Source organism: Micropepsis pineolensis (assembly GCF_055392125.1).
Genome location: NZ_AP042408.1, coordinates 817,320 through 842,945, shown reverse-complemented (window position 1 = coordinate 842,945; position 25,626 = coordinate 817,320). Strand labels below are relative to the sequence as shown.

The window sequence follows — 25,626 nt, the reverse complement described above, 5'->3', positions numbered from 1 at the left end:
CGCAGGATCACACCGGCACTATGCCTAATATTCAGTAACAGCAATCACTTCGATTACCCCATCAGTAGGACTAAACCTTTTAGGTCATAGCCAACCAACCCAAACGGTATTTTCTTATTAACAGCCCCCCGCCTAGATATCCGTGCAGTAAAAGTCGTCCTGCAATATCGAGGCGTGACATGAATGATAAAATCGTAAAAGGCAAAAAAGTTCCGGTTACGGACTTACGGTCTGCTCTGGAATATCTGTCGACCATCCCCGGCCAGCTCGTCAGCACCGACACGGAAGTCAATCCCGATGCCGAATTGTCTGGTGTTTACCGTTATGTTGGCGCCGGCGGCACCTGCATGCGTCCGACCCGCCGCGGCGGTCCGGCGATGATCTTCAACAAAGTAAAAGGCTTCCCCGACTATCGGGTTGTCACCGGCGTGCTTGGCTCGCGTGATCGTGTTAGCCATCTTCTGGGCTGCCCGGCGGAAAAGCTTGGCTTTCTGATTAAAGATGCTGTTGAGAATGCCATGCCGCCCGTCGTTGTCGGCAAGGAAAAGGCGCTGTGCCAGGAAGTTGTGCATCTGGCCACCGATCCCGATTTCGATCTGCGCAAGCTATTGCCCGCACCAACCAACACCACAGAAGATGCTGGCCCCTATGTCACCATGGGCCTGTGCTATGCGTCTGATCCGGAAACTGGCGAATCTGACGTTACGATCCACCGCCTTTGCGTTCAGAGCAAAGACGAGCTTTCGATGTGGCTGACCCCCGGCCGTCATATCGACGCGTTCCGCATGAAGGCGGAAGCCGCCGGTAAACCACTGCCGATTTCGATCAGCATTGGCGTTGACCCGGCCATCGAAATGGCGATCTGCTTTGAGCCGCCGACCACCCCGCTGGGCTTTGACGAGCTGAGCATCGCGGCGGCGCTGCGTGGTCATCCAGTCGAATTGTCCGAATGCCTGACCATCAAGAACCGCGCCATTGCGCACGCTGAGGTGGTTATTGAAGGTGAGCTGTTGCCGAATGTGCGCGTTCGCGAAGATCAGAACACCAACACCGGTAAAGCGATGCCGGAATTCCCCGGTTATACCGGCGAAGCCAAAGCCGAACTTCCGATCATCAAGGTCAAGGCGATTACCCATCGTCGCAACCCGATCTTGCGTACGACGGTTGGACCCGGCGAAGAACATGTCAACATGGCCGGCATCCCAACCGAAGCCAGCATTCTGAAATTGGTCGAGAATGCTATGCCGGGCCGTTTGCTCAACGTTTATGCCCATAATTCCGGCGGGGGCAAATTCCTGGCTGTGATGCAGTTCAAGAAATTCGGCCCGGCGGATGAAGGACGTCATCGCCAGGCGGCGCTGCTTGCATTTGCGGCATACCCCGAGCTCAAACACGTCATGCTGGTCGATGAAGATGTCGATATCTTTGATACTGATGAAGTGTTGTGGGCGATGCAGACCCGGTATCAGGGCGATGTCGACACGATCTGCATTCCGAATGTGCGGTGTCACCCGCTTGATCCGTCGCAGATTCCTGCGTTCAGTCCGAGCATCACCAATGTCGGCAACTCCTGCAAAACGATCTTCGATTGCACGGTGCCCTATGCTCTGAAGGCGCACTTCCAGCGTTCGAAGTTTATGGAAGTCGACGTCAAGCGTTTCCTGCCAGACTTTAAGTAGGAAAAAAATGGATAAGCGGCGCATCATCATCGGCATAAGCGGGGCCACGGGCTTTCAGTATGGCTACAAAGCCCTGCAAATGCTCAAACCCATGGGGCTCGAAGTCCATCTGGTTGTTTCCAAAGGTGCGGAATTGACCAGGGCTTACGAGACAGACTACTCGCACGAAGACGTCTTCGCGCTGGCGGATGTTGTTCATCCGATCAGTAATATCGGAGCATCGATTGCCAGTGGGTCGTTTAAAACCTTAGGAATGCTGATTGCGCCGTGTTCCATGCGCACACTGGCTTCGATTGCACATGCCATGAGCGACAATCTGCTGGTTCGCGCTGCAGACGTCATCCTTAAAGAACGTCGCCCACTTGTACTGATGGCGCGTGAAACACCGTTAAATCTGGCGCATATCGATAATATGCGCCGGATTACTGAGATGGGCGGCATCGTATTCCCCCCGGTGCCGGCCTTCTACAACCGTCCTAAAACGCTTGACGACATCGTCACCCACAGCGTCGGTCGTGCCTTGGCGCTGTTTGGTATCGAAGTCGATAACTTACCGCAGTGGCAGGGCCTCAAAGGGCCCGGCACACCAACGGTGTAACGCTCGCCCCCTCAACGAAACACTCTAGAAATCAGGTGTAACTATGCTTATCGGACCCTTCGTTAACGGCGCAGCAGTTGCCGTTGGCGGTATTGCCGGGGCTTTCCTCGGAACGCGTATTCCAGAACGTGTCCGCACTGCACTGCCACTAACGCTTGGTATGGCGTCTATTGCGCTTGGCTCGATTCTGATCCTCAAAGTGAAGTTCATGCCCGCCGTTGTGCTGGCACTGGTAATCGGTCACTTCATCGGCGAATTGATCTATCTTGAAAAGGGTATCGGCCACGTTGCCGGCTCTACCCGCACAGTCATCGACAAAATATTCCCGCCAAAGGGTGGGCTGTCGCATGATGAGTTTCTCAACCGGTTTGTGGCCATTGTTGTGCTGTTTTGTGCTAGCGGCACCGGCATTTTCGGCTCGATGCATGAAGGTATGACCGGCGATCCGTCCATCCTTTATGTCAAGGCAATCCTAGATCTGTTCACCGCAGCAGCCTTCGCAACCGCGCTGGGTTATGCAGTGGCAGTGATTTGTATCCCGCAGCTGGCAATTCAGTTGTGCCTGGCGGGGTTGGCTATTGTCATTCTGCCGCTGACCAACGCGACAATGATGGCTGACTTCTCGGCAGCGGGTGGTGTTATCATGTTCGCAACTGGCTTGCGGATTTGCGGTATCAAATCCTTCCCTGTTGCTAACATGCTGCCGGGTCTGATTTTGATTATGCCGATCTCCTACCTGTGGAGCACGTATATCGCTTAAAAACAGGTCTCTCACGCGCCTTACGTGTGGCCTTCAGCTATTTTCTGTAGCAACTGAAGACCACACGTGCGGTGAGGCAGGATCCTTGCTAAGCTCCGTGCGTTGTAGCGGGTAGAACCGATGTCGCAGATTCCAGAAAAAATTAGCACCTTCATTGCCAGCAACCATGTGCTCAGTCTGTGCATCGCCGATGAAACCGGGCCGTGGGCCGCCAGTTGCTTTTACGTTTACGACCCCACCGAGGTTGGCTTCATTATCTTAACCTCGACCCAGACCCGTCATGGTAAGCGCATGCTGGAAGCACCGGACATTGCCGGAACTATTGCCAGCCAGCCAGACCGCATACGCGACATTCGTGGATTGCAGTATACTGCACATGCTCGCACACTGGAGGGACAAGCACGCAAGCTGGCCTTATGGGCCTATAGCGCCCGTCACCCAGCGGCAAAATTTGTCCGGTCAGACGTTTGGCTCTTAGAATTAAGAACGCTCAAATATACCGATAACAGTCTTATTTTTGGTCAAAAAACCCATTGGCAACGCGGCGAAGCCGCTCTTTAAGCGAGCATTTAGAATAGACGTATGCGGATATTCCGCATGGGGTATGCGCCCCCACCGCTTAGTTGCGGGCCTTCAGGATATAGCGTACAACCACCCGATAATCGTGCGTTACGACATTAGCGATCATAGGGTAGGAGCAATGGACCTTCGGCGCTTGCGCTATTTTTGTGCAGTGATCGAGCAGGGCAACCTCACGAAAGCCGCCCGGGCCCTCAATATGGCCCAGCCACCGCTGAGCCGCCGGCTGCGCGAACTGGAAGAAGAAATCGGCGCCGTCCTGTTTCTTCGTGACGGGCATAGCATGACACCGACCCCGGCGGGCTATCACCTGTACCGCCGTGCCGGTGAGATTTTGCGCGATGTCGAACAGGCCACTCAGGAAACCGTGGCGATGTCACGGCGCGAATACCGCGTGTTGCGTATCGGTATGACGCACCTGTTCCAAAAATACTTTACCCCACTGCTGGTCGAGATCCACCGGCGCAATCCCCATATAGAAATAGGTGTATCGGTTTGCGATTCCAGCCAGCTGGAAACCCAGCTGTCCGACCGCCTGATTGATATAGCCCTGATGCAGCGCCCCAGCCAGGATGATAGCTTCGACTGCGTAGACCTGACACCGCAACGCGCAGTTGCCGTTATCTCTAACCGGCTGGACAGCAGCCGCTATAAAGATGCGATCCCCTTTTCCGCGATTGGAGAATACCCTCTGGCGCTGCTGCGCCGGGCCAGCGGGTCGGGCACCTATGAAGGGCTGCTCGATCAGTTCCGCCGCAGCGGTATCGACTCCAATGTCATTTTACGAATTTCACAGCCCGGCGTCATTCTTGACTGGCTGGAATATGGGCTGGAAGCGGCCACACTACTGCCAGCTTCTGAAGTTGATCCGGCACAATTGCGTAACTGCCGGATGCTAGAAATCACACCATCGCCGGTGATGTTCTTTCCCGCCATCGTCAAGCTGACGATTCTGCCCTCGGTCGCAGAGGTCGACAGCCTGATTGCCGAAGGGTTTCCCCTCAACACCAGGCCTGCCGAATCCTCTCCATGACATAGACCGTCAGTGCCGGTTTTGACCCGCACGGTGGCCATGCGGACCATCCAACAGAATCTGGAATAACTGCGCCGACTGCTGATGCGAGGCTTCAGCCACCGCACTCAGCGTCTGGCTGTCCGAAGTGACTGTTATTCCGCCAGCCCGCAGCCGTGCGACCGCCTGATCCCCGGTCATATTCAGCGCCGGTGCCAGCTTGGCAATCGGCGCGTTGGACAGTTGCGCGGTCAGCATGGCCTGAACCCGACGCGGGTTCGGCCCTTCCGTACCAATAGCGGCCAGCGCCGTGCCCACAAACACCGCCGCCACAATACCCAGCACGGCAATGGTGACGACACTGCGCTTCTGGCGCAGCATGATCATGAAAGCTTTGGTGTTACGCACGACATGCAGAATGGCGATCACAACGAAGCCAATGCCAACCCATTCGTGGATTTCATTAAGCTGGTGGCCCCGAACACCAAAAAACATCAGCGTGCCCGTCAGACCGATAACCACAAAGGCGACCAGACTGATCGGTGTCGCGTAACGGCGCAAAATTTCCTGCATGATCATACCCCATAAGGTTAAGCGTATTTAAGCAATCATCCATTCTACGTCATACGGGCCCGATATCCGTCGCGGGCCGCCCACAATTCTTATGGCAAAAATCGTATACGATACCATCTACCTACAAAATCATACAATTTCATCAGGATATTATCCCGTTTAAGGGGGAAAAGATGGCCCCCTTGCAATTAGATAGTATTTCGATATATCTATAATTCGTTATATCGAGACACTATCGAGGACACCTCATGAGAGATCACTGTAACCCCGGCCACCGCTTTGGCCACCCTTCCAACAGAAGTGACGACCATGGCAGCCGACACAAAAGAGAAGAACTGGGCGACGGCGTCCGCGGCGGACCGAACGGCGGGCATGGCTTTGGCCGCGGCCGCGGCATCACGCTGGGCCGACTGTTTGCCCATGGCAATTTGCATCTGGCCGCCCTGTATCTGATCACCGAGAAGCCACGCCATGGCTACGAGATCATCAAGGTGATCGAGGAAATGGCCGGTGGCAGCTATGCCCCTAGCCCTGGCACAATCTATCCGGCGCTCAGCATGCTGGAGGATCAGGGTTATGTCACCGTGGCGCTCAGCGACGGCAGCAAGAAGCTCTATACCGTTACCAATGAAGGTACGACTTATCTTGACGCCAATCGTCCCGCAGTCGAGGCGTTGCTGGCCCGCATTAAACAGGCAGCAGTGGCACAGGGTGGCGAACCGGCCCCCCAAATCGTGCGCGCTATGGAAAATCTGAAACTGGCGCTGCGGATGAAACTATCCGCCCCCCCTTTAAGTGAAGAACAGGCTCAAGCCGTTGCCGCAGCACTGGATCAGGCCGTGGCGGTAATTGAACGGGTTTGAACTGATGCAAAGCTGATTACGCAACAGATTAAAGATGCTCGCACTCGCCGGGGCGTTGGGTCAGCGCGCCACCCCAGCGCCGCTTACCCTCAAGCATGGCAGTGCAGCCACCAACACTACCGGCACAGCGCAGGACCGCCAGATTCCCCCGTCGCACGATTAGACCACAAGGAAAGGACCCATCATGGCAGGACATCTCTTTAAAATTACCGTCGAGCATCTGACTGACCCCAAAGGCAATACCCTTGGTCTGCCCCCGTTGCAGTTCAAGGCGGAAAACCACGACAATATTCTGGCGCTGGCTGAACGGGTCGGCATTCATGATGATGACAAGCTGGCATTTTTCGTTGGCCTGAAACTGCTTGGCGATGCCATGCTGCAAGACCGTGATAATCCGCTCTATGCCGAATTTCTGCCCGCCTTCGGCAGCTTCATGAAAAAATTTAAAAGCGCCAAACAAGCCGAACGATCTCAGCCGTAAACCACCACCATCATAACAGACAGGCGGCTGGAAAAACCGTATAGTCATAAAACCAAAGCACGGGGACCCGCCATGAAGCGTATCCTGCCGGTTTTATGTGTAATGCTGCTGGCACCAATGGTCGCCGAATATCTGCTGGGTGATTTTTCTATACGACAGCTGACCGTACTGCCTGCGATGATCCTGCAATATGGTGCTGGCGCGGTTCTGATCCGTGAAAGCTGGGTCCGAGCCGGACGACATCCCTACCACTTCGTTGCGTTAGGGTTGACCTTTGGCCTATGGACAGAAGGGCTGCTGACCCAGTCGCTGTTCAACCCGGATTATCTGCATTTACGGCTGCTGGAGTATGGCTATCTGCCCGCGCTGGGCACAGCGCTGCCGTGGGCCTTGTATGTCACAGGGCTACATGTGATCTGGAGTCTGGCAGTCCCAATCGGCCTGACCGAAGCCATGTTTCCTACCCGCCGTGGCACGCTCTGGCTGGGCCGAATCGGTTTGCTGTTCTGTGGGGCGCTGTTTCTGATCGGCTCGGCCGCTACGGCGGCTTATGCCTGGCAACACGCCACGATTCATGCCACGGCACAGCAGATGACGGCCATTGTGGCCCTGATTATCCTGCTGTGCGCCAGCTGCAGGCTCAGCCGCCCACCGACATCCTCGGCACAAGCCCCCAGAGCCTGGCAATGCGGGATCATCGCGTTTGTGCTTGGCTCGGCATATCTTGTGACATACGGCTTTTTGCCTGCCATAACCCAATGGCCTGTGGTGGTTGGTGCACAACTGGCCATCATCGCCGCAGCGGGATGGTGGCTGGTCCGGCCCCGTCACAACGCCGCGATGGACTACGCCACCACGGGGGCCGGCTTGCTCTGCTATGTCTGGTACGGCTACAGGATTGATCTGCAGCTGCAGGGGCGTGCCGACCTGATTAACCATAGCATCTTGGTGGCGGGGGTGATCGCCTTAACCCTCTGGGCGGGGTGGCGCAGCAAAACTTTTCTACGGACGCAATAAGCCGCATGTGCAACCGCTTTATCAACCGCCTGAGCCTAACCGAGATCGTCACCTTTGCAGGGGCGCTCGGCTATGATTTTGCCGGTGACGCAACGCTGAAAGGCGGCGAATATTTCCCTGATCAGGACGTGCCAATCCTAAGCCGCCATGGGCGTTCGCTGCGCTACAGCGCAGTGCGCTGGGGCCTACCACCCATTCCGGGGAGCAAAGATCCCATCACCAACATCCGCAATCTGAACAGCCGCTGGTGGACGGTGGAAAACCGCGACCTCACTTTGAATGCGGCCCGGCGCTGTCTGGTGCCATTTTCGGCCTTTGCCGAACCGGCGCGGGATTCAAGCTGGTTTGAACCGCAAATCATAGCCCCTCAGTTGGCGTGTTTTGCCGGTTTCTGGCAGCCCTGGCGTGGCGAACGGCTTAAAGCCGTGCCGGGGGCAAAGCGCCGGATACGCCAAACCGACGATTGGACCCTGTTCGGCTTTCTGACCACCACGGCCAATGCCACCGTGCGGGCGGTGCATGATGCCATGCCGGTTATTCTGACTAAGCCTGATCAGATGCAGGCATGGCTGACAGGCGGTGCGGAAAGTTTGGCCCTACAGCAGCCGCTGGCGGAAACATTACTAAAGGTCGTGACCGTCGAAACACCCCAAAAGCCCGAAACCGTGCCAGATCAAGGCAAATTGTTCTAATTATTCGATTATAAATCACCAAAAAACGCGCTTTTTAATTTTATTTCCTGATGCATCATATCCGTCAAGGAAAGACCGCAAGGCCGCCGATAAAAGATGCCCAAATCAGGAGTTTTCCCCATGCCCGATCCGTTTGAATCCACCAAGCCCGCCGAAATTGCCCGCTTCGTCGGCAAGCATTTCATCTACACCTATGACAATGGCTGGCAGTACGAAGTCTATGTCAAAAATGATCGTACCATCGACTATCGGATTCACTCCGGCATGGTGGGTGGCCGCTGGGTACGCAATCAGGAAGCCCACATCATCCGGCTATCAGACGATGTCTATAAATTCTCGTGGGACGAGCCGACCGGCACCTGCGTCAGTGTTGCGGTCAATCTGGCCGAAAAGCGTCTGCACGGCGTGATTTTCTTCCCGCGCTGGGTTGGGGAAAACCCCAAAGCCACCGTCTGCTTCCAGAATGACCATCTCGACAAGATGCGCGCGCTGCGCGATGCTGGCCCGACCTATCCTAAGCTGGTGGTCGATGAAGCGGCCACCATCACCTATCTGGAAGATTGCGGCCCCAATGATGAGACCGTGATCAACTGCGCCCCATCGGAATTGCCCGCAGGTTACGCCGCGCGCAAAAACTAACGCAACGAACGTAAAAGGTCCGTGCGCCCCCCCCCCGCACGGATCTTTTACAGACGCGGGCTTTGCTGCCCAGCGCAGGCCTCTATCAACAGATCGGCCAGCGCCCGGGTCTGCGGCCCAGCCATTTCCTCGTCAGCAAAGCTTAAGATCAGCGGAATGGTCCGCACCGCACCGACCGCCAGCGGCAAGGCTTTCAGCCGCCCGGCCGCCAGATCCTCGGCAATCAGATGGCGCGGCAACCAGCCATGGCACAAGCCCTGCCGCACGGCGGCCAAAGCCGCCTCCACCGTATTGACCCGCCACTGCATGCCGTCTTCGCTGGCTTCTGGCGCAGACAAGCTGGGCAGTGGTCCCTCAATGACCAAACCAGGATAGCGCGCCAGCACCGAGAAGCTCAGATTACCGGAACGCTGATGCAGCGGATGATCGGGCGCCGCTACCGCTACCATGTCGATTTCCATTAGACGGCGGTCCAATCCCATCGACTTTTCCCACAGCACAATCGCCAGATCAAAAGCCCGTGGCGCATCTGCCGCCGGGCGGCGTACCACCTCGCGCAGCATCAGGGCGGTGTGGGGAAAGCGTGCCTGAAAGCGTGACAGTACGTCAAACAAGACCGTTTTGGGAAAAATCGCATCGACCAGGAGGCGGATAACCGCTTCTTCTCCCCGCGCCATCAACTGGCCGCGTTGCTCAAGCCGCATAAGATCTTCGATCAACGGTGTGGCGTCAGCTAGCAACTGGTGACCGGCATCGGTCAGCTTGGCACGACGGCCCTCAAGCTGTAGCAGATCAACGCCCAGCTCCTCCTGCAGCCGCGATACCGCATAGCTGATGGCAGACTGGCTACGGTTCAGTTTTTCAGCCGCTTTGGCAAAGCTGCCCGTATCAATGACGGCGCGCAAACAGGCCCATTGGCCAAGATCAGTTTTAGGAACAGGGCTCATGCCCGCACGCTAAGCCCCGGAACCCGGACGCGCAACATGCAGTACCTTCATCCGGTAAAACAAAACGCCGGACATTCAAGCCCGGCGTTTATATTACCCACCCTGCGCTCGGGCGGATTTAACGGCACCGTCAGGCCGCCTGCGCCACACCGCCTGTTTTTGTCTTAAACTGAGCAATCAGGCTTGCTAACTCGCGTGCATTTTCAGCCATTGATTGCGCTGCGGCCGTAGCCTCCTCAGCCATAGCCGCGTTCTGCTGCGTGGCATGATCAAGTTCGTTCACGGCGCTATTAATTTCACCCATGGCCGAAGACTGCTCGTTCTGCGCATTCGACACTTCGCTCATCATCCCGTTGATGCGGTTGATATCCTCTGCAATATCGGCCAAAGCCTTGGTGCTTTCGGCGACCAGCTTGCCACCGTTTTCAACCTCGGTTTCACTGGTTTTGATCAGTGCCTTAATTTGTTTGGCCGCCTCGGCCGAGCGCTGCGCCAGTGCCCGCACTTCGGATGCCACCACGGCAAAGCCACGCCCGGCCTCACCCGCACGGGCCGCTTCAACGCCAGCATTTAGTGCCAGAAGATTAGTCTGGAACGCGATCTCGTCGATAACGCCGATGATTTGCACAATTTCTGTCGACGACTTAGCGATAAGCTGCATCGCGTCGTAGGTCGAGCGGGCCACCTTGTTGCTGCTGTTGGCCTTAGCATGGGCGCTGGCCGAAAAACCGCTGGCATCTTTGATATTGCCGGCAGACTTTTTTGCCGTAGCGGTGACTTCTTCCATAGCGGCCGAAGTCTCTTCCAGACTGGCGGCCTGACGCTCGGTCCGCATCGCCATTTCCTGCGACGCATCACTGACTTCGCGCGCCCCGGTCGCAATATCCAAAGCGCGGGAGTCAATATTGGTCATAGCCTGCTGCAGCAGATCGAGCGCTTTATTAAAATCATTCTGCAGCTGCAGATAGCCTTCGGGCAGGTCATACCGCATACGGAAAGTCAAATCACGCCCGGCCAGAGCTTTGAGCCCCTGACCAAAAGACGATACCACCATATGCATGGAACGTTCCTGAGCTTCCAGTTCCGCTTGCTTCTGCGCCGCTTCCGCAGCCAGGCGATCTTTTTCACGCTGAACAATCGCCGCTTCACGGTCTTTTTTGTTCTGCTCAAAGATCCCGATCGCGTTATTAAAATTATCTTTCAGTGACTGATAGGCCGGTGGTACTTCGCCTTGCAGACGATATGCCAGATCTTCTTCTGCCAGCGCCTGAAGCCCAGCACCAAAGGTGCTTACCACCAATTGTTCACTGCGCTTCTGCGCTTCAACCTCGGCAAGCTTCTGCGCCTCGGCTGCACGGATTTTTTCTGCTTCGGCTTCTGCCCGCTGTCGCTCCTGCGTCTTCATAGACTTGTTAAAGTCGAGGATCACTTGTGCCAACGTACCAAACTCATCTGACCGCGTGGTATAGGGCACGTCCTCGGTATAGCGGCCCTTCTGCGCCTCGCCCATCAATTCACTTAAGGGTTTGAAAGGTGAGAACAGATAGCGGAAGACGAAGAAACCGATACCGCCGCAGAGCAGAATAGACAAAAGACCTGTGGAAATGGCGATATTCTGCGCATCATAAAAAGTCTTCATAAAATCCTGAGTGGCATAGCCGACGGATAGTGCACCAACGATTTTCCCACCAGAATCTTTGAGCGGCATATAGGCCGACAGGCGTGGCTGACCGGCAACCACAGTCGCCCCGGAGAAGGGTTTCCCTTCTTTATAAATTTTATCGGCAACATCGGCGCCAACTTTTGTACCCGTTGCCCGCTTGCCATCGGGCTTTTTGTTCGAGGTAGCAACCCTAATCCGACCAACCGTAATCGATGCACCGCCATGGAAAACACGGGCGATATTATCCGTCAGGGTATTATCACCGTTAAGCACATGATCGCCGATTTTCAGGACACCATTCTCAAGCGAATATGGTTGTTGATCAGGATTTACCATCTGCTCGGCGGCAGCAAGGTTTTCTTCCAGCCTTTGGATACCAAGGACCGTTTTGAAATGGTTGAGCACAAGCTCTGTACTGAGCGCAATGCTGACGATGATCAGTACTACGATCAACAAAATTGCCTTGGCCGATACGGTCTTCAGCCGGAATATATTCTGCATTGCCGCCTCATGAGGAAAACGCCGGGTTTACGGCATTGAGCAAGTTCTATTGCTCGCATGAAGGCGATAAAAAAATGATGAATAGGCAATTCAGGTTACAAGACTTAGTCAATAAAGTGTAAAGAACATCACCGGTCCCAGCGAAGCAGGACCGGTGATCCTGTATAGGTTACGGCAAATCGACCCGATTATTTAGCAAGGTGATTTCTGGCACCGCAAGCTTGGCTTCGATCGCTGCCCCCCGGCTGTTAAAGCCTGCCGGAAGTGTGAATTTCACAACAGCGGTATGCGGCTTTAAATCCTGTGGTGCAGACAATACAGGGGTTGCCAGCGTTGCAACCGCTTTACCCCGGGCATCGATCAGCGTCACTGTTCCGGCCGGAGTATCAACCGCCCCCAGACTATGCAATGTCACCGACAGGCTCGCACCATCGCGCACCACATCTTCAGGCCCGATGCCGATATCGGCGCGGTCTTCCACCGGTGTACCGGGCTGAACCAAAGTAAATTCGCACACAGATGTTTTACCCGGCGCAAAGCTTACGCTGACGGAACGACTTTTTTCCAGCGTAAGGCTTTGAGCCTTGGTCGAAGTACTTAAACCATTGTGACCATCACCAGGTCCGCAACGCATTTGCCAAAGGCCTGGGTCGACATTCCACATTGTCATAGCCGCGGTTTGCATTTTTTTATCGGTGTTAAAACCGATCACTTTAAAATGCTGCCGCGTTGCCCCAGGCATCAAAATAGCGACTTTTACCGCCCCGTCGGGGTCGGAAAAATGCCAGCTTGCCGTATGACCGGGATAAATATAATTGCGCGCCAACGCGAGGCCGCCCAGACGGCTGCGCTGCAGGTACATGCTCTCCATCTCGACGCGGTCGCTCCACCAGTGACCTTCGGTGCGCGTATACATCGTTTCGGCCTGACGGCGGATTTCATCGCCATACAGATCTTCCAGATAGTGGACATCGCCGGTGGTTTCCCAGGCGAGATAGCGATCCATTGCCGAAGCATTATCGGCTTTGGCGTTTTTAACCGCTTTGGCACCCCAGTCCGCACGCTTACCCAAGGCGTCGAGTGTGTTTTCTGAAAGGCCCAGCAATGCTTTGGAACCGCTCTTGTTATAAGCAGCATAAAGCGGCGCCAGATATTTGGCATCATGGCTCCAGCGCCATGCCGCCCACAGCAGTACGTAAGCGGGTGCATTATCCGGCAGCGTGGCGCGCATCACATCGGTGCGCCAGTTGATTTCATCCGGCCATGACACGCGGCCCTTATCATCCTTTTTTCCGTGCGCCAAAAGGCTGTCCATTAAGCCAATGATGTATCGCTTAGCTGTGGGATCGTTGTTGAAATCACTCATCAACAGACCGGGATGCATCACAAGATAGGAATAGTATTTGCTCCATTCCCATGGCCCTTCACGATAGGAATCCGAACCGCTGAACCAGTTAGAATTAATGTGCAGATGCCCCGCCGGATTAACGCTTATAATGCGGTCATACGCCGCCACCGTGGTCATCAACCTTTCAACCACTTTGGGGTTGCCATAGTTGAGATACATCGCCTCACTATTGGAGTTTATGCCATCTTCATAGGAATGCAGCTCGTCCAGCATCAGGGTGGACAGGCCATTGGTAAACATGCCGTTCTTGTACACCGCATCGGCCACCCGCATTTGCGAGATGCGCAGCTTTTCAGAATCAACCCCCATCAGGGCAAGTCCGGGCCATTGCTCGACCAGATCTGTGTCATCCGACAGGCCACCACCGAAATCACCATAATCGGCCTGGCGGTTATCGACCCACCAATTGACGAAGCGACGCACGCCTTTAAGGTCTTCCAGCTGGCGGAACGCCCACAGTGGCACGCCCTTTGGTGCCACCGGCTGCACAAACGCCGGATGCCCCTGACTGCCATACATAATGTCCTGCCAATATTCGCGGGCGATCTTATTTTCAGGATCGACGCGCAGCAGATCGGTCATGTCGGCATCAAGCCGCAGGTACAGCTTTTCCCGCTTGGATTCCGTATGTTCCTCGACCAGAAAACCCCAGTTATCACGCACCTGTTGCAGGCGGTCAGCGATATGCTCTTTCAGTGCTTCCTTGCGGTCCTTGTACACCAGCCGGATGCGCGCACCATCTAGGCTTGCCGCATTAAACCCGGCTGCACTGGACGCTATAGTGAGATACAGGCTCTGGTTGGGTAGCACCCGGTCACGGGTATCCAACCACAATGTGCGGGCCTGACCGGGGTGCACCGCCACGGTGACATCCAGCATATTGCGGGCAGGCCAGACCGGATCTTTGATCTGAATATTCAGCGCAATCAGACCTTCTGGACCGGCAGGCAGATCAATCGCTGGCAGATCAATGGCAATTCCGTCAAGGCCATCATGCATATTCTCCCAACCGTAATTCCACGAGCGATGCAGTTTCTGGTTGGCAGGCGATGCGCCGAATTCATGCGGCAGCAAGATATGAACGATGGGCATTGTTACGCCGACGGCCCGCGCATTTTCACGCACCGGGGCCCCATCGGGTACCGCCACTATGGTGTCGCGGGAATCGGGGCTGTAACGCCCGGCGATGAAGTCCTTCAGTGTATCAAGGTCGGGAGAATCCGCCGCCACATTTGCCCGCACGAAATAAGTCTGTTGCACTGTACCGGCTGGCACAGCACCGGCACCAATGTGATAGGCGGAGATTTCCTGTATCGGGGTTTCCTGCACATCATTATTGAAGCGCAGCACACCGCCCTTGCGATCGGCAAACTGGTGCCATGTCCGCTCCAGCCCTTGAGCCCGGCGGGCCAGCGTTTCCGGCGTGGCTTTTTCTGTCGCGGCATAGGTCAGCGTGCCATAGGCCGCGCCCTGAATTTCCAGATGGTTCCAGGCTTCATCGGGCAGCGTCAGCGTCAACGTCTTGCCGCCATCGACATAGACGTTCCAGTCAGGCAGCGGGAAATAATCATCCCGCCCCGGCAGCTTCGAGCGGTTATAGACCCCTGGCCAGGTGGTTTCGGCGATACCATCGGTCGCCTTGTACATGAATTCCTTGATGTCCTTAGCGTCGGAAAACTCCACCTTACGGATGGCGGTCACCGGGTCTTTCAGCTCGACCGGCGCGGCGCCCGGCTGGTTCCAGCCATAACGCCAGTCCCATTCCGCTTTGGTCGCCGGATCAGACAATTTCCCGGCCGGATAGGCTGCCACATCGGGCACATCGCCCTTGGCCAGCGCAGTGACTTCATTGTCGCTCAAGGCATGGTCATAGATGCGCAGCTCGTCATAATCGCTGCCGCGCATCCAACTGTAACGGCTTTGTACCTGATGGGGTGAAACCGCGCGCGCCGCCATGCCGAACTGATCCAGCCCGGCATCAAGGACCGCTTTGCCCTTATCCTCGGCGACCAGTTTACCGTTCACGTAAAGCCGGACCCCGGTATTTTCATCCCAGGAAAATGTAATATGGCTCCAGACATCGGGGCCAGGCAGTTGATCGAGTTTGAATGACAGCCGATGACGCGCCAGATTATTGTCGGTGACAAAAGCATCATAGCCATGGCCATTATAATCGATGCGCAGGAATGCCATGTCCCAACTGGTGTGATCGGCATAGCCGACGCGGAACAGCACGAAGGGTGCCCGCCCAACCGGGGTGCGGGCCCGCCAATAGAACGACACCGTCCCGCGCGCCGCCGCGATATTACCCGGCGCCTGCCAGCTGAGGACATTGTCATCCTCGGTCGAAAGCGCACCGCCTTTGATCCCATTGGGGACGGATTTCGCCCCGAAGGAAAAGTTTGGCACCTTATCGCCCCGGGCGCTGTCGGCAATCAGATCCTTATCTGCCGACAGGTAAAACAGCAGCCCGGCGTTAGGGGCGGCTTTGCCGGGTGCTGCATCCTCAGATCCGGCGGCAAAGCCCGGCCCCGCCAACGCGGTTGAAAGCAGCAATGCTGCCATAAACTGCCGACGAGCCACGGCCCGCCGCGCCCCCCCCCGTGCCTGATACGCGCTACGCATGGCGATCCCCTTCTTTGATGGCCAAACCCGGCTTTGTCTTATGACCGTGATTTACGGTTCCACCTGGGCTGGCGACATTCCCTCGACCAGCTTTCAGGCTAGAGCGGGCACCGGAACGCTGCAAGCTATTTTGACACCGGTATCATAAATTTGATGTCCCACACATGGTCCGGGATTGGCGCGTTCAGGCCCGGCGCTAGTGAAACCGGTCGCAATGATAAACGAAACACAGATTGGGCAGCTGGGTGAGCGGGGAGTTGCCGAGCGAGAACTCCCACGCGCTCATCCAGACCGGGGCATAGCTATATTTATCCGAAATCCGGGCCAGTTCTGCGGTGCTGAGTTCCTCGGTAATATGGGGGATCTGTAACGTCTCATAATAATCTATCAGCGCGGCGCCCTTATGCAGACAGCGCCAATACATATAAACGATATGATCGAAGGTTCCCCATTTGAGACTTACAAACCAGTTTTCGAGCGAGCCATGCTGACCCGACATATAGTCAAAGAATTCGCCCAGATCTGTGAGATTATAAACTGGCATATCAAAAAACCACGAAAACACTATGCCGTGACAGGTTAGCTGCTCTATTTTCTCTTCGTCTGCGGGGGCAAACAATTTACGAGAACTGGCAGAAATATTATCGATAGCCGTACGCTGATTATTGTGTGCTGCAAAATACTGCCCGGATTCATAATTACGCAGCAGAATATCAAACAGATCACCAAGCGGACTGACCGCCATAACATCACAATCAATACAGGCGGCCCAGCCATAGCCCGCCTTCATCGCCCAATAGAGCGCGACAAACTTTTTAATATTGATGATGCCGTTATCGATGTTGCAGCGAAAATTATACAGCAAATGCTTAAAGGTAAGCGTTTCATTGATATATTCATCAATGGAAATAATCCCGATGGCATTCTCAACGCGGATTTTTCCCGTGATCTGCAGCGAGTTTATCACATTCGCGAAATAGTTATATTCACTGTAATTGGTCGTTGCCAAAACGATGTCGAACGGCAGCGGCGCGGCAGCATCCTGATTGGCGATAATGCTGTTCAGCAGCGCGATCAGCCAGGGGGCCTTTTGCCTGTGGACCGGGATAATGAGGCATTTGCGCGAAACCATTATCACTCCTGAGCGCCAGAACCGCGCTACGATGGGCCCTCAGAACACGGCCACAACCACCATAGCGGGATTTATGCAGAGTTGAAGATAAAGTTCGCCCCACATGAGGCCTATCAGATCAGGTGCATGATCTTCATGATGGCCGGGCCCATAATGACCACGAACAGACAGGGCAGAAAGAACAGGATCATCGGCACGGTCAGCTTGGCGGGCAGTGCAGCGGCCTTTTTCTCGGCACGGGCCATACGCATCTCGCGGTTCTCACGGGCACAGACGCGCAAAGCCTGCCCCAGCGTGGTGCCGTATTTCTCGGCCTGGGTCAGGGCGGTCACCACCGCCTGTACCCCGTCATAGCCACAGCGGGCGGCCAGATTGTCGAAAGCCTGCCGCCGTTCGGGCAAATAGGACAGTTCTGCCGTGGTCAGGGAAAATTCCTCGGCCAGCACCGGCGAGGTTCGGCCGATTTCACTCGCCACCTTTTCGAACGCCATTTCGGCACTCATGCCAGACTCGACGCAGATCAGCAGCAGATCAAGTGCATCGGGAAAGCCAATCATGATGGCTTCGCGGCGCTTGGTGGTCAGATTAGCCACAAACACATCGGGCAGATAATAGCCCACCAGTGCCGCCGCGATCGACATTGCCAGCTTGAACAGCCAGCTCCAGGCAAAATGCGTCACCCCGAACAGATAGATCAGCGTCAGCACGAACAGAATGATCGGCATAACGAAGCGAAAGAAGATAAACAGTGACTGCGGCGTGGCCCCACGCAAACCGGCCCGCATCAGCTTACCACGGGCATCATCGGATTCGGCCAGATGGGCCAGTTTGAATTTGCTGACAAAATCCGACACCCATTGGGCGGAAGCCGCTGCTTCCGGTCGGGTAGAGAAACGACGCCCACCCAATTCTTCATGGCGGCGGGCGCGTAGCTCCTGCTTTTGCTTGGTCACCGCCGCCATACGCTTGGCCAGCTGATCGTCCTTTAGAAACGGCAATCCCAGCGTCACAATGGTGGCAAATGCCAAAATGGCGGCCAATAACGTCACCAGCATTTCGTTGTTTAACAGAATGACGATAACGTCCACCGTGCCAGCCCCGCTTAATGCTTAAAATTGATCATCTGTCGCATGATGAAGCTACCCAGCCCCATCCAGAGTGCGCAGCCGAGCAAGAGAAAATTGCCCACCCTTTCGCTGAACAGAATGCTGATATAATCCGGCGAAACCGCATAGAGCAGCGCCATAACCGCCACTGGCAGCGAACCGATAATCCAGGCGGTGGACTTGGCTTCCGACGACATCGCCTTAATGCGGCCCTGCAACCGTTTACGATCTCGCAGCACGGTGGACAGATTGGACAAAGCCTCGGCCAGATTACCGCCGGCCTTTTGCTGCACTGACATCACCACCGAGAAAAATCCAACTTCGGCTGTCGGTACACTGTCATACATACGCTTCAACGCGAGCTCCATAGTCAGCCCGACCAGCATGCTGTCGATCAGGCGCTGGAACTCCCCACCGACAGGATCGCGAAAATCCTTAGCCACCAGTTTCAGTGCTTCATGCGATGGCAGACCGGCCTGAACCGAACGGACAATAACATCCATGGCATCGGCAAAATCACTAGTGAATTTGCGCTGGCGCCGCTTGAGCAAAAAACCGAGCGTCCAGCGCGGGACGCCCATTCCGGCCGCGAAGGTCAGCAACACGCATGTTAATAGCGGCTCGCCAAACATCACACACAGTGCCAGCACCACCCCACCCAACCCTGCAGAGAGCAGCCAAAACTTTTTGACGGAGGCGTCGGCAAAGCCTGCCTGATCGAGGCGCCGACGCAGGGTTGATTTGGGTGCCGTCGTACTGGCCGCCAGCTTGTCGATGCCTTTGAGCACGTCCTGCACTGACTTACGCCGTGCCGCGATCGCCGCCGTAGAGGTGTCATCATCCCCGGGGCCGATGAGTTCGGCCAGCCGCAGACTGGCTTCATCCGGCCCGGCAAAAGCGAAATACAAACTGCCGATCAGTAACGCAGCCAGCAGCAAAATCAGCGCCACAAGCACCGTCGGCGTCATGGCTCCACCTGTAACGCGTCCAGACACTCTGCCAGCTCGCGTTCCATACCGAAATAGCTGGCCCGGTCCCAGAACGACGGATGCACGATACCGGTGCCGATATGACGGCCACGAATACGCCCGGTCTCATCTTCGCCGAGCAGTTCAAAATTGAGCAGATCCTGGGTGATGATGACATCGCCTTCACTGCCGATCACCTCGGTCACGCAGGTGATACGGCGCGCACCATCCCGAAGCCGCGCCACCTGAACGATGACGTCAATTGAACCGACAATCATATCGCGGATGGTGCGGCTGGGAAGCTGAAAGCCCCCCATGGTGATCATCGATTCCAGACGGCTCATCGCCTCGCGCGGGGAATTGGCGTGCAGCGTGCCCATTGAGCCGTCATGTCCGGTATTCATCGCCTGCAGCAAATCAAACGCTTCAGCACCGCGCACTTCACCGACGATGATGCGTTCCGGGCGCATACGCAGACAGTTACGCACCAGATCACGCATGGTGATCTCGCCAACGCCTTCCAGATTAGGCGGACGGGTTTCAAGCCGCACGACATGGGGCTGTTGCAATTGCAGCTCGGCGGCATCTTCACAAGTGATGATGCGCTCTTCCTCGTCGATATAGGCAGTCAGGCTGTTGAGCAGCGTGGTCTTGCCCGAACCGGTACCGCCCGAAATCAGCACATTACAGCGGCAACGACCAATGATACCCAGCAGCTTGGCACCAGACTCATTAATCGTGCCATAGCGCACCATGTCGGTGAGCTTAAGTTTGTCTTTCTTGAATTTTCGGATCGTCAGGGTTGGCCCGTCAATCGCCAACGGCGGCACAATAACGTTGACGCGCGATCCATCGAGCAGGCGGGCATCGCAGATCGGCGAGGATTCATCGACCCGTCGCCCGACCTGACTGACAATACGCTGGCAGACATTCATTAGCTGGGCATTATCCCGAAAGCGGATCGCAGTCTGCTGAACTCTGCCGCCCACCTCGATGAAGACATGCCCGGCACCGTTGACCAGAATGTCGGCGATATCATCACGCGCCAACAGTGGTTCGAGCGGGCCATAGCCCAGCACATCGTTGCAGATATCCTGTAGCAGGAATTCCTGCTCGGCGATGGACATCACCACCGCCTTGATCGAAATAATCTCGCCGACGATATCGCGGATTTCTTCGCGCGCGGTATCGGCATCAAGCTGAGACAATTGCCCCGGGTCAATGGTTTCGATCAACGCGTTAAAGATCATCGACTTGATCTTATAATATTCGTCCGACAGTCCGTCCTGAGTAAGGCTGGGCGCGGGCGGCGGTGCGGGCACCGGTGGCAGGCGCGGCATCGGCTGCGGCGTCGCAGCAAAGGGCGGCGGCGCGGCTTTAGACGCGGCACCCGGCAAGGGTGGTAAGGGCGGCAGTGCGGACGGCCCCAAAGGCGTCAGCCCAGCGCGGCCCCCAACGGACGTTTGGTCCAGAGGTGACGGGGTATCTGCAGACGTGGTGCGCTTGCCGAACATCAACCCTGTGCAATACCTTTCCAGAAGGCTTTTAATTTATTGCCCGCCGTCTCGGCCGCCTTTACCGCTACATGGGCATTTTTACGTCCGCTCAGGCGGTAGGCCATGGCGCGAAGCGCATCAACCGCAGGCCCTTTCTGGCCCATCTCGGCCAGCATCTGTCCGTTATTGGCCGACACACCGAAACCTTGCGCATCGAAAGGCACAACGTTCACCGGTTCGTAGCCAATGGTCTTACTGAAATCCTTGGCCTGAATTTCCGGCCGCTTCGGCGTGCCAACCTGATTGAGCACCAATTGCGGCAATGGATCATTGGGTCGGTTGATCCGCAGATATTCAATGATGTTCTTGGCATTACGCAGCGCTGCCAGATCCGGCGTGGCCACCACGACGATATCATCAGCACCAATCAGCAGCGCTTTGACCTTTTCATCCCAGACATTGGGCAAATCGAGCAGAACATAGGGGCTGGTACGCCGCGCCGCATCCAACACGGCCTCATAGGCATCAACCCCACCGCCCAGCTCGCGATCGAGCAGCACCGGGGCTGTGAACAGCGTCAGATAACTACCATGCTTGGTAAGCAACCGCTCGAGCAGCACATCATCCAACCTCTCGGGCGCCTGCAAGGCATCCTGCACGCCCTGCCCGGGATCATCGTTAAAATCTAGCCCCAATGTACCGAATGCCAGATCGAAATCGATCAGCATCGTGCTGATGCGCAATTCCTCAGCCATGCACCAACCGATATTGTGCGTCAGGCTCGACGCCCCGGCACCGCCGCGCGCCCCGATGAAGGCAATGACCCGCCCGATCGGTTTGGCATCCGGCTTGACGTAAAGGTTGGCGATAACATCGATCAGTTGCAGTGGATCGACTGGCGCCAGCAGATATTCCGACGCCCCGCGCTGCATCAGCGCGCGATAGAGCGGCACATCGTTGGTATGGCCAACCACAACGACTTTGGTCAGCGGATCACACACATTGGCCAGCCGGTCTAGCTCGGCCAGCGCCGCCGCACCCGACAGTCGGGTTTCGACGATGAGCAGATTGGGCGTGACCTGACCACTGTAATATTCGATCGCCGCCGCAATGCCACCAAGCTGTACACCGATATGCGCTTTGGCCAAACGCCGATCACTACCGGCCTTTTGCAGCGCCGCTCCGGTGGCTGAATCTTCGCAAAAGCCATGGATCGAGATGCGCGGCACCGTGCGCTGCCCCGCCATTACCGCCTGCGTCTCGGTTTGCTCGACGTTGCGCTTATTCACCATATCAACTACTCAGCCCTATCAGTTGCCGCTGCCGACATCGGCAATTTTGGCCGACTGACCAGAGGGTTTTTCCGTACCGGTCGAAGTGCCTTTTTCATACTTGTCCAATACCGCCGTTCGCCGCGCAGCATCCGGCGATGTGCCGGTCTGCGGGCTAACCAGATCTTTGGGGTTGGCCAGTTGCACAGCGATATTATGCTGGGTCGCACAACCGAAATTGGTCATAGGTCGATTGGTTAGGGTGAACGCATTGTTATCGGACCAATCGCCACACGGATCACTTTTGATCGCATAATCGAGGTAGCCCAGCTTGACCGGCGCATCCTCCTCGGCGGCATAGGAGCCGACCAGAATGCGCTCGCGCGGCACCCCAAGCGAGGCGAGCTTTTCCCCGAAATAGGCGATCAGACTCGCCGCCGCCGGACCATCCGGCACCGAAACCGAGATGGTGCCATGACCATGGTCTAGATAATCCGCAACGAAATGGCCAAAACGCTTTGAATCTGCCGGATTCAGACCACCTTGCGGGGCTGGCGCGGTAAAGCCTGCCTCGACATAATGCGGCTGAACCGACAAAGGATGATTGGCCATGGGATCGGCGAAGTAACCGGGTTCCGGTGCGGCGCAGCTACCGGCCAGAAAGATGGCGGCAATCGAGACACAGCGCAGAATATCGGAGGCAGTCATGCGATGCTCCCTCATGGTACAATATAGCCGACATCGCCCTTGGGCTTGGCGGGCGGATCATCGGCTTTGGATGGCGAAGCCTTCGGATCGGAATCATCCTGAGGCTTTTTTAGCGGATAGGTGTGATTGAGCCGCTCCAGCAGCAAAGTCTCGGCATCGGACGGGGTGACCAAGCCGTCGGTCGGCGCGGCAAGGCGGGCCTGCTGCACCGGGTTGACCAGATAAGCTGTGACCATCACCACCAGTTCGGTCTCGTCATTCTCGAAATCGCGACTGCGGAACAACGCCCCAAGTACCGGCAAGTCTTTCAGGCCCGGCACGCCATTGATATTTTGCGTGGTGGAATGTTGCATCAGCCCGGCAATGGCAAAGCTGCCACCCGAAGGCAGTTCAATTGTGGTCTCGGCCCGACGCACCGTCAGCGCTGGAATCGTCGTACTGGCCGATGTGGTGCAGCTTGAACTCGATGTGCTGGTGCAGCTGGCCGTTGACGAGGTCGTCGTGGTGAGCGAACCGGTATCACTGAGTTGGCTGACCTCCGTCGAGAGTTTCAGCGAAATCCGCCCCGGCCCAAGCACCACCGGGGTAAAGGACAGCCCAACGCCATACTGTTTGAAAGTGACCGAAACATTGCCCGAGGTATCGCGCCCCGACGCCACCGGGAATTCACCACCGGCCAAAAAGTTGGCGGTTTCGCCCGATATGGCGACCAGATTTGGTTCGGCCAGCGAATGAATCAGCCCAAGGCTTTCCAGCGCCTGAAAAGTCGCGCCGAAATTGCTGGTTGTGGCGGAAATGGCCAACCCTGTCGTTGGACTGACCGCACTGGCAATGGTGGTGGCGATATTACCACTGCCGCCGGGGACCGCCATCGAAGCCGATGCCTTCGACAAATCAATGCCAAGCTGCTTGGTGACCGAACGGGAAACCTCGGCAATGCGCACCTGCAGCATGACCTGATCGACACCACCGATTTTAAGCTGATTGAGCACCTTACCTTCGCCCGCAGCCTGGCTGGCAAGGGTCTGGGCGCGCAATGCCTGCTGCGCGTCAACCACGTCGCCCGACAAAAGCACGCTACCGTTATTAACCCCAACAGTGATGTGAGCGCCGGGCAATTCACGCTGCAGCGTATCGGCCAGATCGTCAGCATCCTTATCCACGCGGATATCGAGCATCAGCAGCTGGCGACCGGCCGCATCAAAGAAGAACGCGTTGGTCTGCCCGGCCTGCTGCGCCATCAGATAGATGCGCCGTGGGCCACGGATCACCGCATCGACGATTTCGGGCTTAGAGACCAGAACCTCACGCGCACTGGTATCCAACTCAATGATCAGGGCTTTATTGAGCGGAATAACCACCCGCTTATGCACATTATCGCCTGTAGGGGTGATTTTCAGCAGTGCGGGGGTAGACATATGCGCCGGGCTGCCAGCCACTGCCGCCACTGGTGCCACCAGCAGCAAACTCAGGACCAGAAGCGAAAAGAACCCATTACGCATTTAATTTCCCCCAGCCATGGCTGGCCCAAGATTGCCCCGGACAATGGTAATGGTGCCGCCCTGCGAATTGACCAAAGGCCGTAAAGCCAGCGACAAGCCACCCATAACCTGTGCCTGAGCGATAATTTTGACCTGCTCCGGTGTCAGCTCCAGCGTCACGGTGCGGGCATCAGGCACCGGTTTCACCCCCAGCCCGCTCCCCGCGGTCGCCTGATCGACCGCCATCACCCGGATATCGGCCAGCAGCATATCGGCCCGAGGTTTAGTATTACCATTTTGACCGTTGCCATTTTGGGTCAACATAACGTCGACCCGGTCGTTGGGCTGCACGAAGCCACCCGCCAGCGTAGTCACTGATACCGAAATTGCCACCGCCCGCATTCCAGGCTGCAAGGTCGCCGCCATAAACCCCGCGGCGTCACTCTTAACCACTTTCGTCAAGGTTAAGGGTTCCCCCCGGGTAAGTGGCGCACGCGCGACAGCTCCAGCCACCGCAGCCTGCGCAGGAGATGAGGCATCGCCCGTGATAAAGCTGCTATCGATACTGTCATGCGGCCAAACCTGCCACGTCACCATGTCGGGGCCAATCGGCTCACCAGGGGCAATATCGCGCGCGGCCACCAACACAGCCTGTGCGGCAGCGTGGGCCGCCACGGTGGGGATGTTTTTCGGCGCCGAGCCGACCAGAGCCACACGCACCAAGAGCGCGATGGCGATGGCGACAATCGCGGCGATCAGCAGAAAAACGACTTGCCGTGCATTCATTTACCGCGGCTCCTGAACTGCTCTTACGCGCAACACGGTCCCCTTGAGAAAACTTTAACGTTAGGCCGTAACACTTTATAATTGTTACAAGTTAACACAAATTAAACACACTCAGCCAAGAAAAACCCTCGCGCTGGGCAGGATCAGGATCCCCCCTGCGGCCAAGGCCACGCCATAGGGAATTCCAGCCTGAGAATCATGCAGCCGACAAACCCAGCCATAGCGATACAGCCAAGCCGGTAAAGAAAACTTACGCCAAAAAAGCAGCAACAAAGTAAATCCCCCGCCGACAATCGACGCCGTCAGGGCATAAAGCAGTAAATCCTGCAGCCCGAACCACAGTGCTGCTGCAGCAAACAATTTGGCATCACCCCCGCCGATAAAGCGGCAGGCGAAAAACACCATACCAAGAACCAAACCAACCAGACCGGCGATGAGATGGCTGCCAATCAGCGGCAGTGGCAAAGCGGTCACCAGAGCAAAACCGGCGAAAGCCAGCACCAGGGCCAGCGACAGCACATTGGGGATTGTGTAGGTAACAAGATCCCACCCCCCGGCCAGGATCAGCAAAAGTGGCAGCACACCAATCAACAGTATTTCTGCCACCATGATGCCCCCTTTTCGAAAACCCTACTACTGGT

The 25,626-nt window shown here is 56.4% G+C and carries 24 protein-coding genes; 11 read left to right on the top strand and 13 right to left on the bottom strand.

Annotated elements, in window-relative coordinates; translation table 11 throughout:
- Window positions 1–179 precede the first annotated feature (179 nt).
- From ACZ5RI_RS03835 to ACZ5RI_RS03815, 5 genes are all read left to right on the top strand, one after another.
- Entirely contained in the window at window positions 180–1,679 is a 1,500-nt protein-coding gene (locus ACZ5RI_RS03835) for a UbiD family decarboxylase (protein WP_464514788.1), read from the top strand.
- A 7-nt stretch (window positions 1,680–1,686) separates the two neighbouring features.
- Window positions 1,687–2,277, top strand: coding sequence for a UbiX family flavin prenyltransferase (locus ACZ5RI_RS03830; protein ID WP_464514787.1), 591 nt, complete (start codon window positions 1,687–1,689; stop codon window positions 2,275–2,277).
- Window positions 2,278–2,320: 43 nt separating this feature from the next.
- Complete coding sequence (locus ACZ5RI_RS03825) at window positions 2,321–3,037, top strand: DUF554 domain-containing protein (RefSeq protein ID WP_464514786.1); 717 nt, start codon at window positions 2,321–2,323, stop codon at window positions 3,035–3,037.
- 120 nt (window positions 3,038–3,157) lie between these two features.
- A complete protein-coding gene (locus tag ACZ5RI_RS03820; protein ID WP_464514785.1) occupies window positions 3,158–3,598 on the top strand; it encodes a hypothetical protein in 441 nt (146 codons plus the stop codon).
- 139 nt (window positions 3,599–3,737) lie between these two features.
- Window positions 3,738–4,649: a LysR family transcriptional regulator gene (locus ACZ5RI_RS03815; protein WP_464514784.1), complete on the top strand. Its 912-nt coding sequence runs from the start codon at window positions 3,738–3,740 to the stop codon at window positions 4,647–4,649.
- Window positions 4,650–4,658: 9 nt separating this feature from the next.
- On the opposite strand, the gene ACZ5RI_RS03810 is transcribed toward ACZ5RI_RS03815, so the two are convergent.
- Complete coding sequence (locus ACZ5RI_RS03810; RefSeq protein WP_464514783.1) at window positions 4,659–5,201, bottom strand: DUF4405 domain-containing protein; 543 nt, start codon at window positions 5,199–5,201, stop codon at window positions 4,659–4,661.
- A 248-nt stretch (window positions 5,202–5,449) separates the two neighbouring features.
- On the opposite strand from ACZ5RI_RS03810, the gene ACZ5RI_RS03805 reads away from it, so the two are divergent.
- The 6 genes from ACZ5RI_RS03805 (at window position 5,450) to ACZ5RI_RS03780 (ending at window position 8,893) form a co-directional block, all read left to right on the top strand.
- The gene (locus tag ACZ5RI_RS03805; RefSeq protein ID WP_464514782.1) at window positions 5,450–6,064 is read left to right on the top strand and encodes a PadR family transcriptional regulator; all 615 of its coding nucleotides are present in this window, start codon (window positions 5,450–5,452) and stop codon (window positions 6,062–6,064) included.
- A gap of 34 nt (window positions 6,065–6,098) precedes the next feature.
- On the top strand, window positions 6,099–6,227 hold the full coding sequence (locus ACZ5RI_RS03800) for a hypothetical protein (protein WP_464514781.1): 129 nt from the start codon (window positions 6,099–6,101) through the stop codon (window positions 6,225–6,227).
- A gap of 21 nt (window positions 6,228–6,248) precedes the next feature.
- Window positions 6,249–6,545: a DUF3861 domain-containing protein gene (locus tag ACZ5RI_RS03795; RefSeq protein ID WP_464514780.1), complete on the top strand. Its 297-nt coding sequence runs from the start codon at window positions 6,249–6,251 to the stop codon at window positions 6,543–6,545.
- A 72-nt stretch (window positions 6,546–6,617) separates the two neighbouring features.
- Entirely contained in the window at window positions 6,618–7,562 is a 945-nt protein-coding gene (locus tag ACZ5RI_RS03790; RefSeq protein WP_464514779.1) for a hypothetical protein, read from the top strand.
- Between the two features lie 5 nt (window positions 7,563–7,567).
- A complete protein-coding gene (locus tag ACZ5RI_RS03785) occupies window positions 7,568–8,254 on the top strand; it encodes an SOS response-associated peptidase family protein (RefSeq protein ID WP_464514778.1) in 687 nt (228 codons plus the stop codon).
- Window positions 8,255–8,374: 120 nt separating this feature from the next.
- Window positions 8,375–8,893: a phenolic acid decarboxylase gene (locus tag ACZ5RI_RS03780; RefSeq protein ID WP_464514777.1), complete on the top strand. Its 519-nt coding sequence runs from the start codon at window positions 8,375–8,377 to the stop codon at window positions 8,891–8,893.
- A 47-nt stretch (window positions 8,894–8,940) separates the two neighbouring features.
- Here ACZ5RI_RS03780 and ACZ5RI_RS03775 read toward each other — a convergent pair whose 3' ends face one another.
- The 12 genes from ACZ5RI_RS03775 to ACZ5RI_RS03720 form a co-directional block, all read right to left on the bottom strand.
- A complete protein-coding gene (locus ACZ5RI_RS03775) occupies window positions 8,941–9,840 on the bottom strand; it encodes a LysR family transcriptional regulator (RefSeq protein WP_464514776.1) in 900 nt (299 codons plus the stop codon).
- A 130-nt stretch (window positions 9,841–9,970) separates the two neighbouring features.
- Window positions 9,971–12,004, bottom strand: coding sequence for a methyl-accepting chemotaxis protein (locus tag ACZ5RI_RS03770; protein ID WP_464514775.1), 2,034 nt, complete (start codon window positions 12,002–12,004; stop codon window positions 9,971–9,973).
- A 169-nt stretch (window positions 12,005–12,173) separates the two neighbouring features.
- Window positions 12,174–16,037, bottom strand: a complete 3,864-nt coding sequence (locus ACZ5RI_RS03765; RefSeq protein ID WP_464514774.1) for a LamG-like jellyroll fold domain-containing protein — start codon at window positions 16,035–16,037, stop codon at window positions 12,174–12,176.
- Window positions 16,038–16,233: 196 nt separating this feature from the next.
- Window positions 16,234–17,169 carry a hypothetical protein gene (locus ACZ5RI_RS03760; RefSeq protein WP_464514773.1) on the bottom strand — a complete coding sequence of 312 codons (936 nt, stop codon included), beginning with the start codon at window positions 17,167–17,169 and terminating at the stop codon, window positions 16,234–16,236.
- 113 nt (window positions 17,170–17,282) lie between these two features.
- Window positions 17,283–18,257, bottom strand: coding sequence for a type II secretion system F family protein (locus ACZ5RI_RS03755; RefSeq protein ID WP_464514772.1), 975 nt, complete (start codon window positions 18,255–18,257; stop codon window positions 17,283–17,285).
- 14 nt (window positions 18,258–18,271) lie between these two features.
- A complete protein-coding gene (locus ACZ5RI_RS03750; protein ID WP_464514771.1) occupies window positions 18,272–19,243 on the bottom strand; it encodes a type II secretion system F family protein in 972 nt (323 codons plus the stop codon).
- Window positions 19,240–20,757, bottom strand: a complete 1,518-nt coding sequence (locus tag ACZ5RI_RS03745) for a CpaF family protein (RefSeq protein WP_464514770.1) — start codon at window positions 20,755–20,757, stop codon at window positions 19,240–19,242. Before ACZ5RI_RS03745 ends, ACZ5RI_RS03750 begins: the two co-directional genes overlap by 4 nt.
- The gene (locus tag ACZ5RI_RS03740) at window positions 20,757–22,031 is read right to left on the bottom strand and encodes an AAA family ATPase (RefSeq protein ID WP_464514769.1); all 1,275 of its coding nucleotides are present in this window, start codon (window positions 22,029–22,031) and stop codon (window positions 20,757–20,759) included. The genes ACZ5RI_RS03745 and ACZ5RI_RS03740 overlap by 1 nt, the downstream gene beginning before the upstream one ends.
- Before the next feature lie 18 nt (window positions 22,032–22,049).
- Window positions 22,050–22,718, bottom strand: coding sequence for a CpaD family pilus assembly protein (locus ACZ5RI_RS03735; protein ID WP_464514768.1), 669 nt, complete (start codon window positions 22,716–22,718; stop codon window positions 22,050–22,052).
- Between the two features lie 11 nt (window positions 22,719–22,729).
- Window positions 22,730–24,220: a type II and III secretion system protein family protein gene (locus tag ACZ5RI_RS03730; protein ID WP_464514767.1), complete on the bottom strand. Its 1,491-nt coding sequence runs from the start codon at window positions 24,218–24,220 to the stop codon at window positions 22,730–22,732.
- Window positions 24,221–24,985, bottom strand: coding sequence for a Flp pilus assembly protein CpaB (gene cpaB, locus ACZ5RI_RS03725; protein ID WP_464514766.1), 765 nt, complete (start codon window positions 24,983–24,985; stop codon window positions 24,221–24,223).
- 111 nt (window positions 24,986–25,096) lie between these two features.
- On the bottom strand, window positions 25,097–25,594 hold the full coding sequence (locus tag ACZ5RI_RS03720; protein WP_464514765.1) for an A24 family peptidase: 498 nt from the start codon (window positions 25,592–25,594) through the stop codon (window positions 25,097–25,099).
- Between the last annotated feature and the right edge of the window lie 32 nt (window positions 25,595–25,626).

Excerpts from the sequence above, each read along its gene's own strand:
- ACZ5RI_RS03835 (WP_464514788.1), top strand. The coding sequence starts at position 180 with ATGAATGATAAAATCGTAAAAGGCAAAAAAGTTCCGGTTACGGACTTA.
- ACZ5RI_RS03830 (WP_464514787.1), top strand. The coding sequence starts at position 1,687 with ATGGATAAGCGGCGCATCATCATCGGCATAAGCGGGGCCACGGGCTTT.
- ACZ5RI_RS03825 (WP_464514786.1), top strand. The coding sequence starts at position 2,321 with ATGCTTATCGGACCCTTCGTTAACGGCGCAGCAGTTGCCGTTGGCGGT.
- ACZ5RI_RS03820 (WP_464514785.1), top strand. The coding sequence starts at position 3,158 with ATGTCGCAGATTCCAGAAAAAATTAGCACCTTCATTGCCAGCAACCAT.
- ACZ5RI_RS03815 (WP_464514784.1), top strand. The coding sequence starts at position 3,738 with ATGGACCTTCGGCGCTTGCGCTATTTTTGTGCAGTGATCGAGCAGGGC.
- ACZ5RI_RS03810 (WP_464514783.1), bottom strand. The coding sequence starts at position 5,201 with ATGCAGGAAATTTTGCGCCGTTACGCGACACCGATCAGTCTGGTCGCC.
- ACZ5RI_RS03805 (WP_464514782.1), top strand. The coding sequence starts at position 5,450 with ATGAGAGATCACTGTAACCCCGGCCACCGCTTTGGCCACCCTTCCAAC.
- ACZ5RI_RS03800 (WP_464514781.1), top strand. The coding sequence starts at position 6,099 with ATGCTCGCACTCGCCGGGGCGTTGGGTCAGCGCGCCACCCCAGCGCCG.
- ACZ5RI_RS03795 (WP_464514780.1), top strand. The coding sequence starts at position 6,249 with ATGGCAGGACATCTCTTTAAAATTACCGTCGAGCATCTGACTGACCCC.
- ACZ5RI_RS03790 (WP_464514779.1), top strand. The coding sequence starts at position 6,618 with ATGAAGCGTATCCTGCCGGTTTTATGTGTAATGCTGCTGGCACCAATG.
- ACZ5RI_RS03785 (WP_464514778.1), top strand. The coding sequence starts at position 7,568 with ATGTGCAACCGCTTTATCAACCGCCTGAGCCTAACCGAGATCGTCACC.
- ACZ5RI_RS03780 (WP_464514777.1), top strand. The coding sequence starts at position 8,375 with ATGCCCGATCCGTTTGAATCCACCAAGCCCGCCGAAATTGCCCGCTTC.
- ACZ5RI_RS03775 (WP_464514776.1), bottom strand. The coding sequence starts at position 9,840 with ATGAGCCCTGTTCCTAAAACTGATCTTGGCCAATGGGCCTGTTTGCGC.
- ACZ5RI_RS03770 (WP_464514775.1), bottom strand. The coding sequence starts at position 12,004 with ATGCAGAATATATTCCGGCTGAAGACCGTATCGGCCAAGGCAATTTTG.
- ACZ5RI_RS03765 (WP_464514774.1), bottom strand. The coding sequence starts at position 16,037 with ATGCGTAGCGCGTATCAGGCACGGGGGGGGGCGCGGCGGGCCGTGGCT.
- ACZ5RI_RS03760 (WP_464514773.1), bottom strand. The coding sequence starts at position 17,169 with ATGGTTTCGCGCAAATGCCTCATTATCCCGGTCCACAGGCAAAAGGCC.
- ACZ5RI_RS03750 (WP_464514771.1), bottom strand. The coding sequence starts at position 19,243 with ATGACGCCGACGGTGCTTGTGGCGCTGATTTTGCTGCTGGCTGCGTTA.
- ACZ5RI_RS03745 (WP_464514770.1), bottom strand. The coding sequence starts at position 20,757 with ATGTTCGGCAAGCGCACCACGTCTGCAGATACCCCGTCACCTCTGGAC.
- ACZ5RI_RS03740 (WP_464514769.1), bottom strand. The coding sequence starts at position 22,031 with ATGGTGAATAAGCGCAACGTCGAGCAAACCGAGACGCAGGCGGTAATG.
- ACZ5RI_RS03735 (WP_464514768.1), bottom strand. The coding sequence starts at position 22,718 with ATGACTGCCTCCGATATTCTGCGCTGTGTCTCGATTGCCGCCATCTTT.
- ACZ5RI_RS03730 (WP_464514767.1), bottom strand. The coding sequence starts at position 24,220 with ATGCGTAATGGGTTCTTTTCGCTTCTGGTCCTGAGTTTGCTGCTGGTG.
- cpaB (WP_464514766.1), bottom strand. The coding sequence starts at position 24,985 with ATGAATGCACGGCAAGTCGTTTTTCTGCTGATCGCCGCGATTGTCGCC.
- ACZ5RI_RS03720 (WP_464514765.1), bottom strand. The coding sequence starts at position 25,594 with ATGGTGGCAGAAATACTGTTGATTGGTGTGCTGCCACTTTTGCTGATC.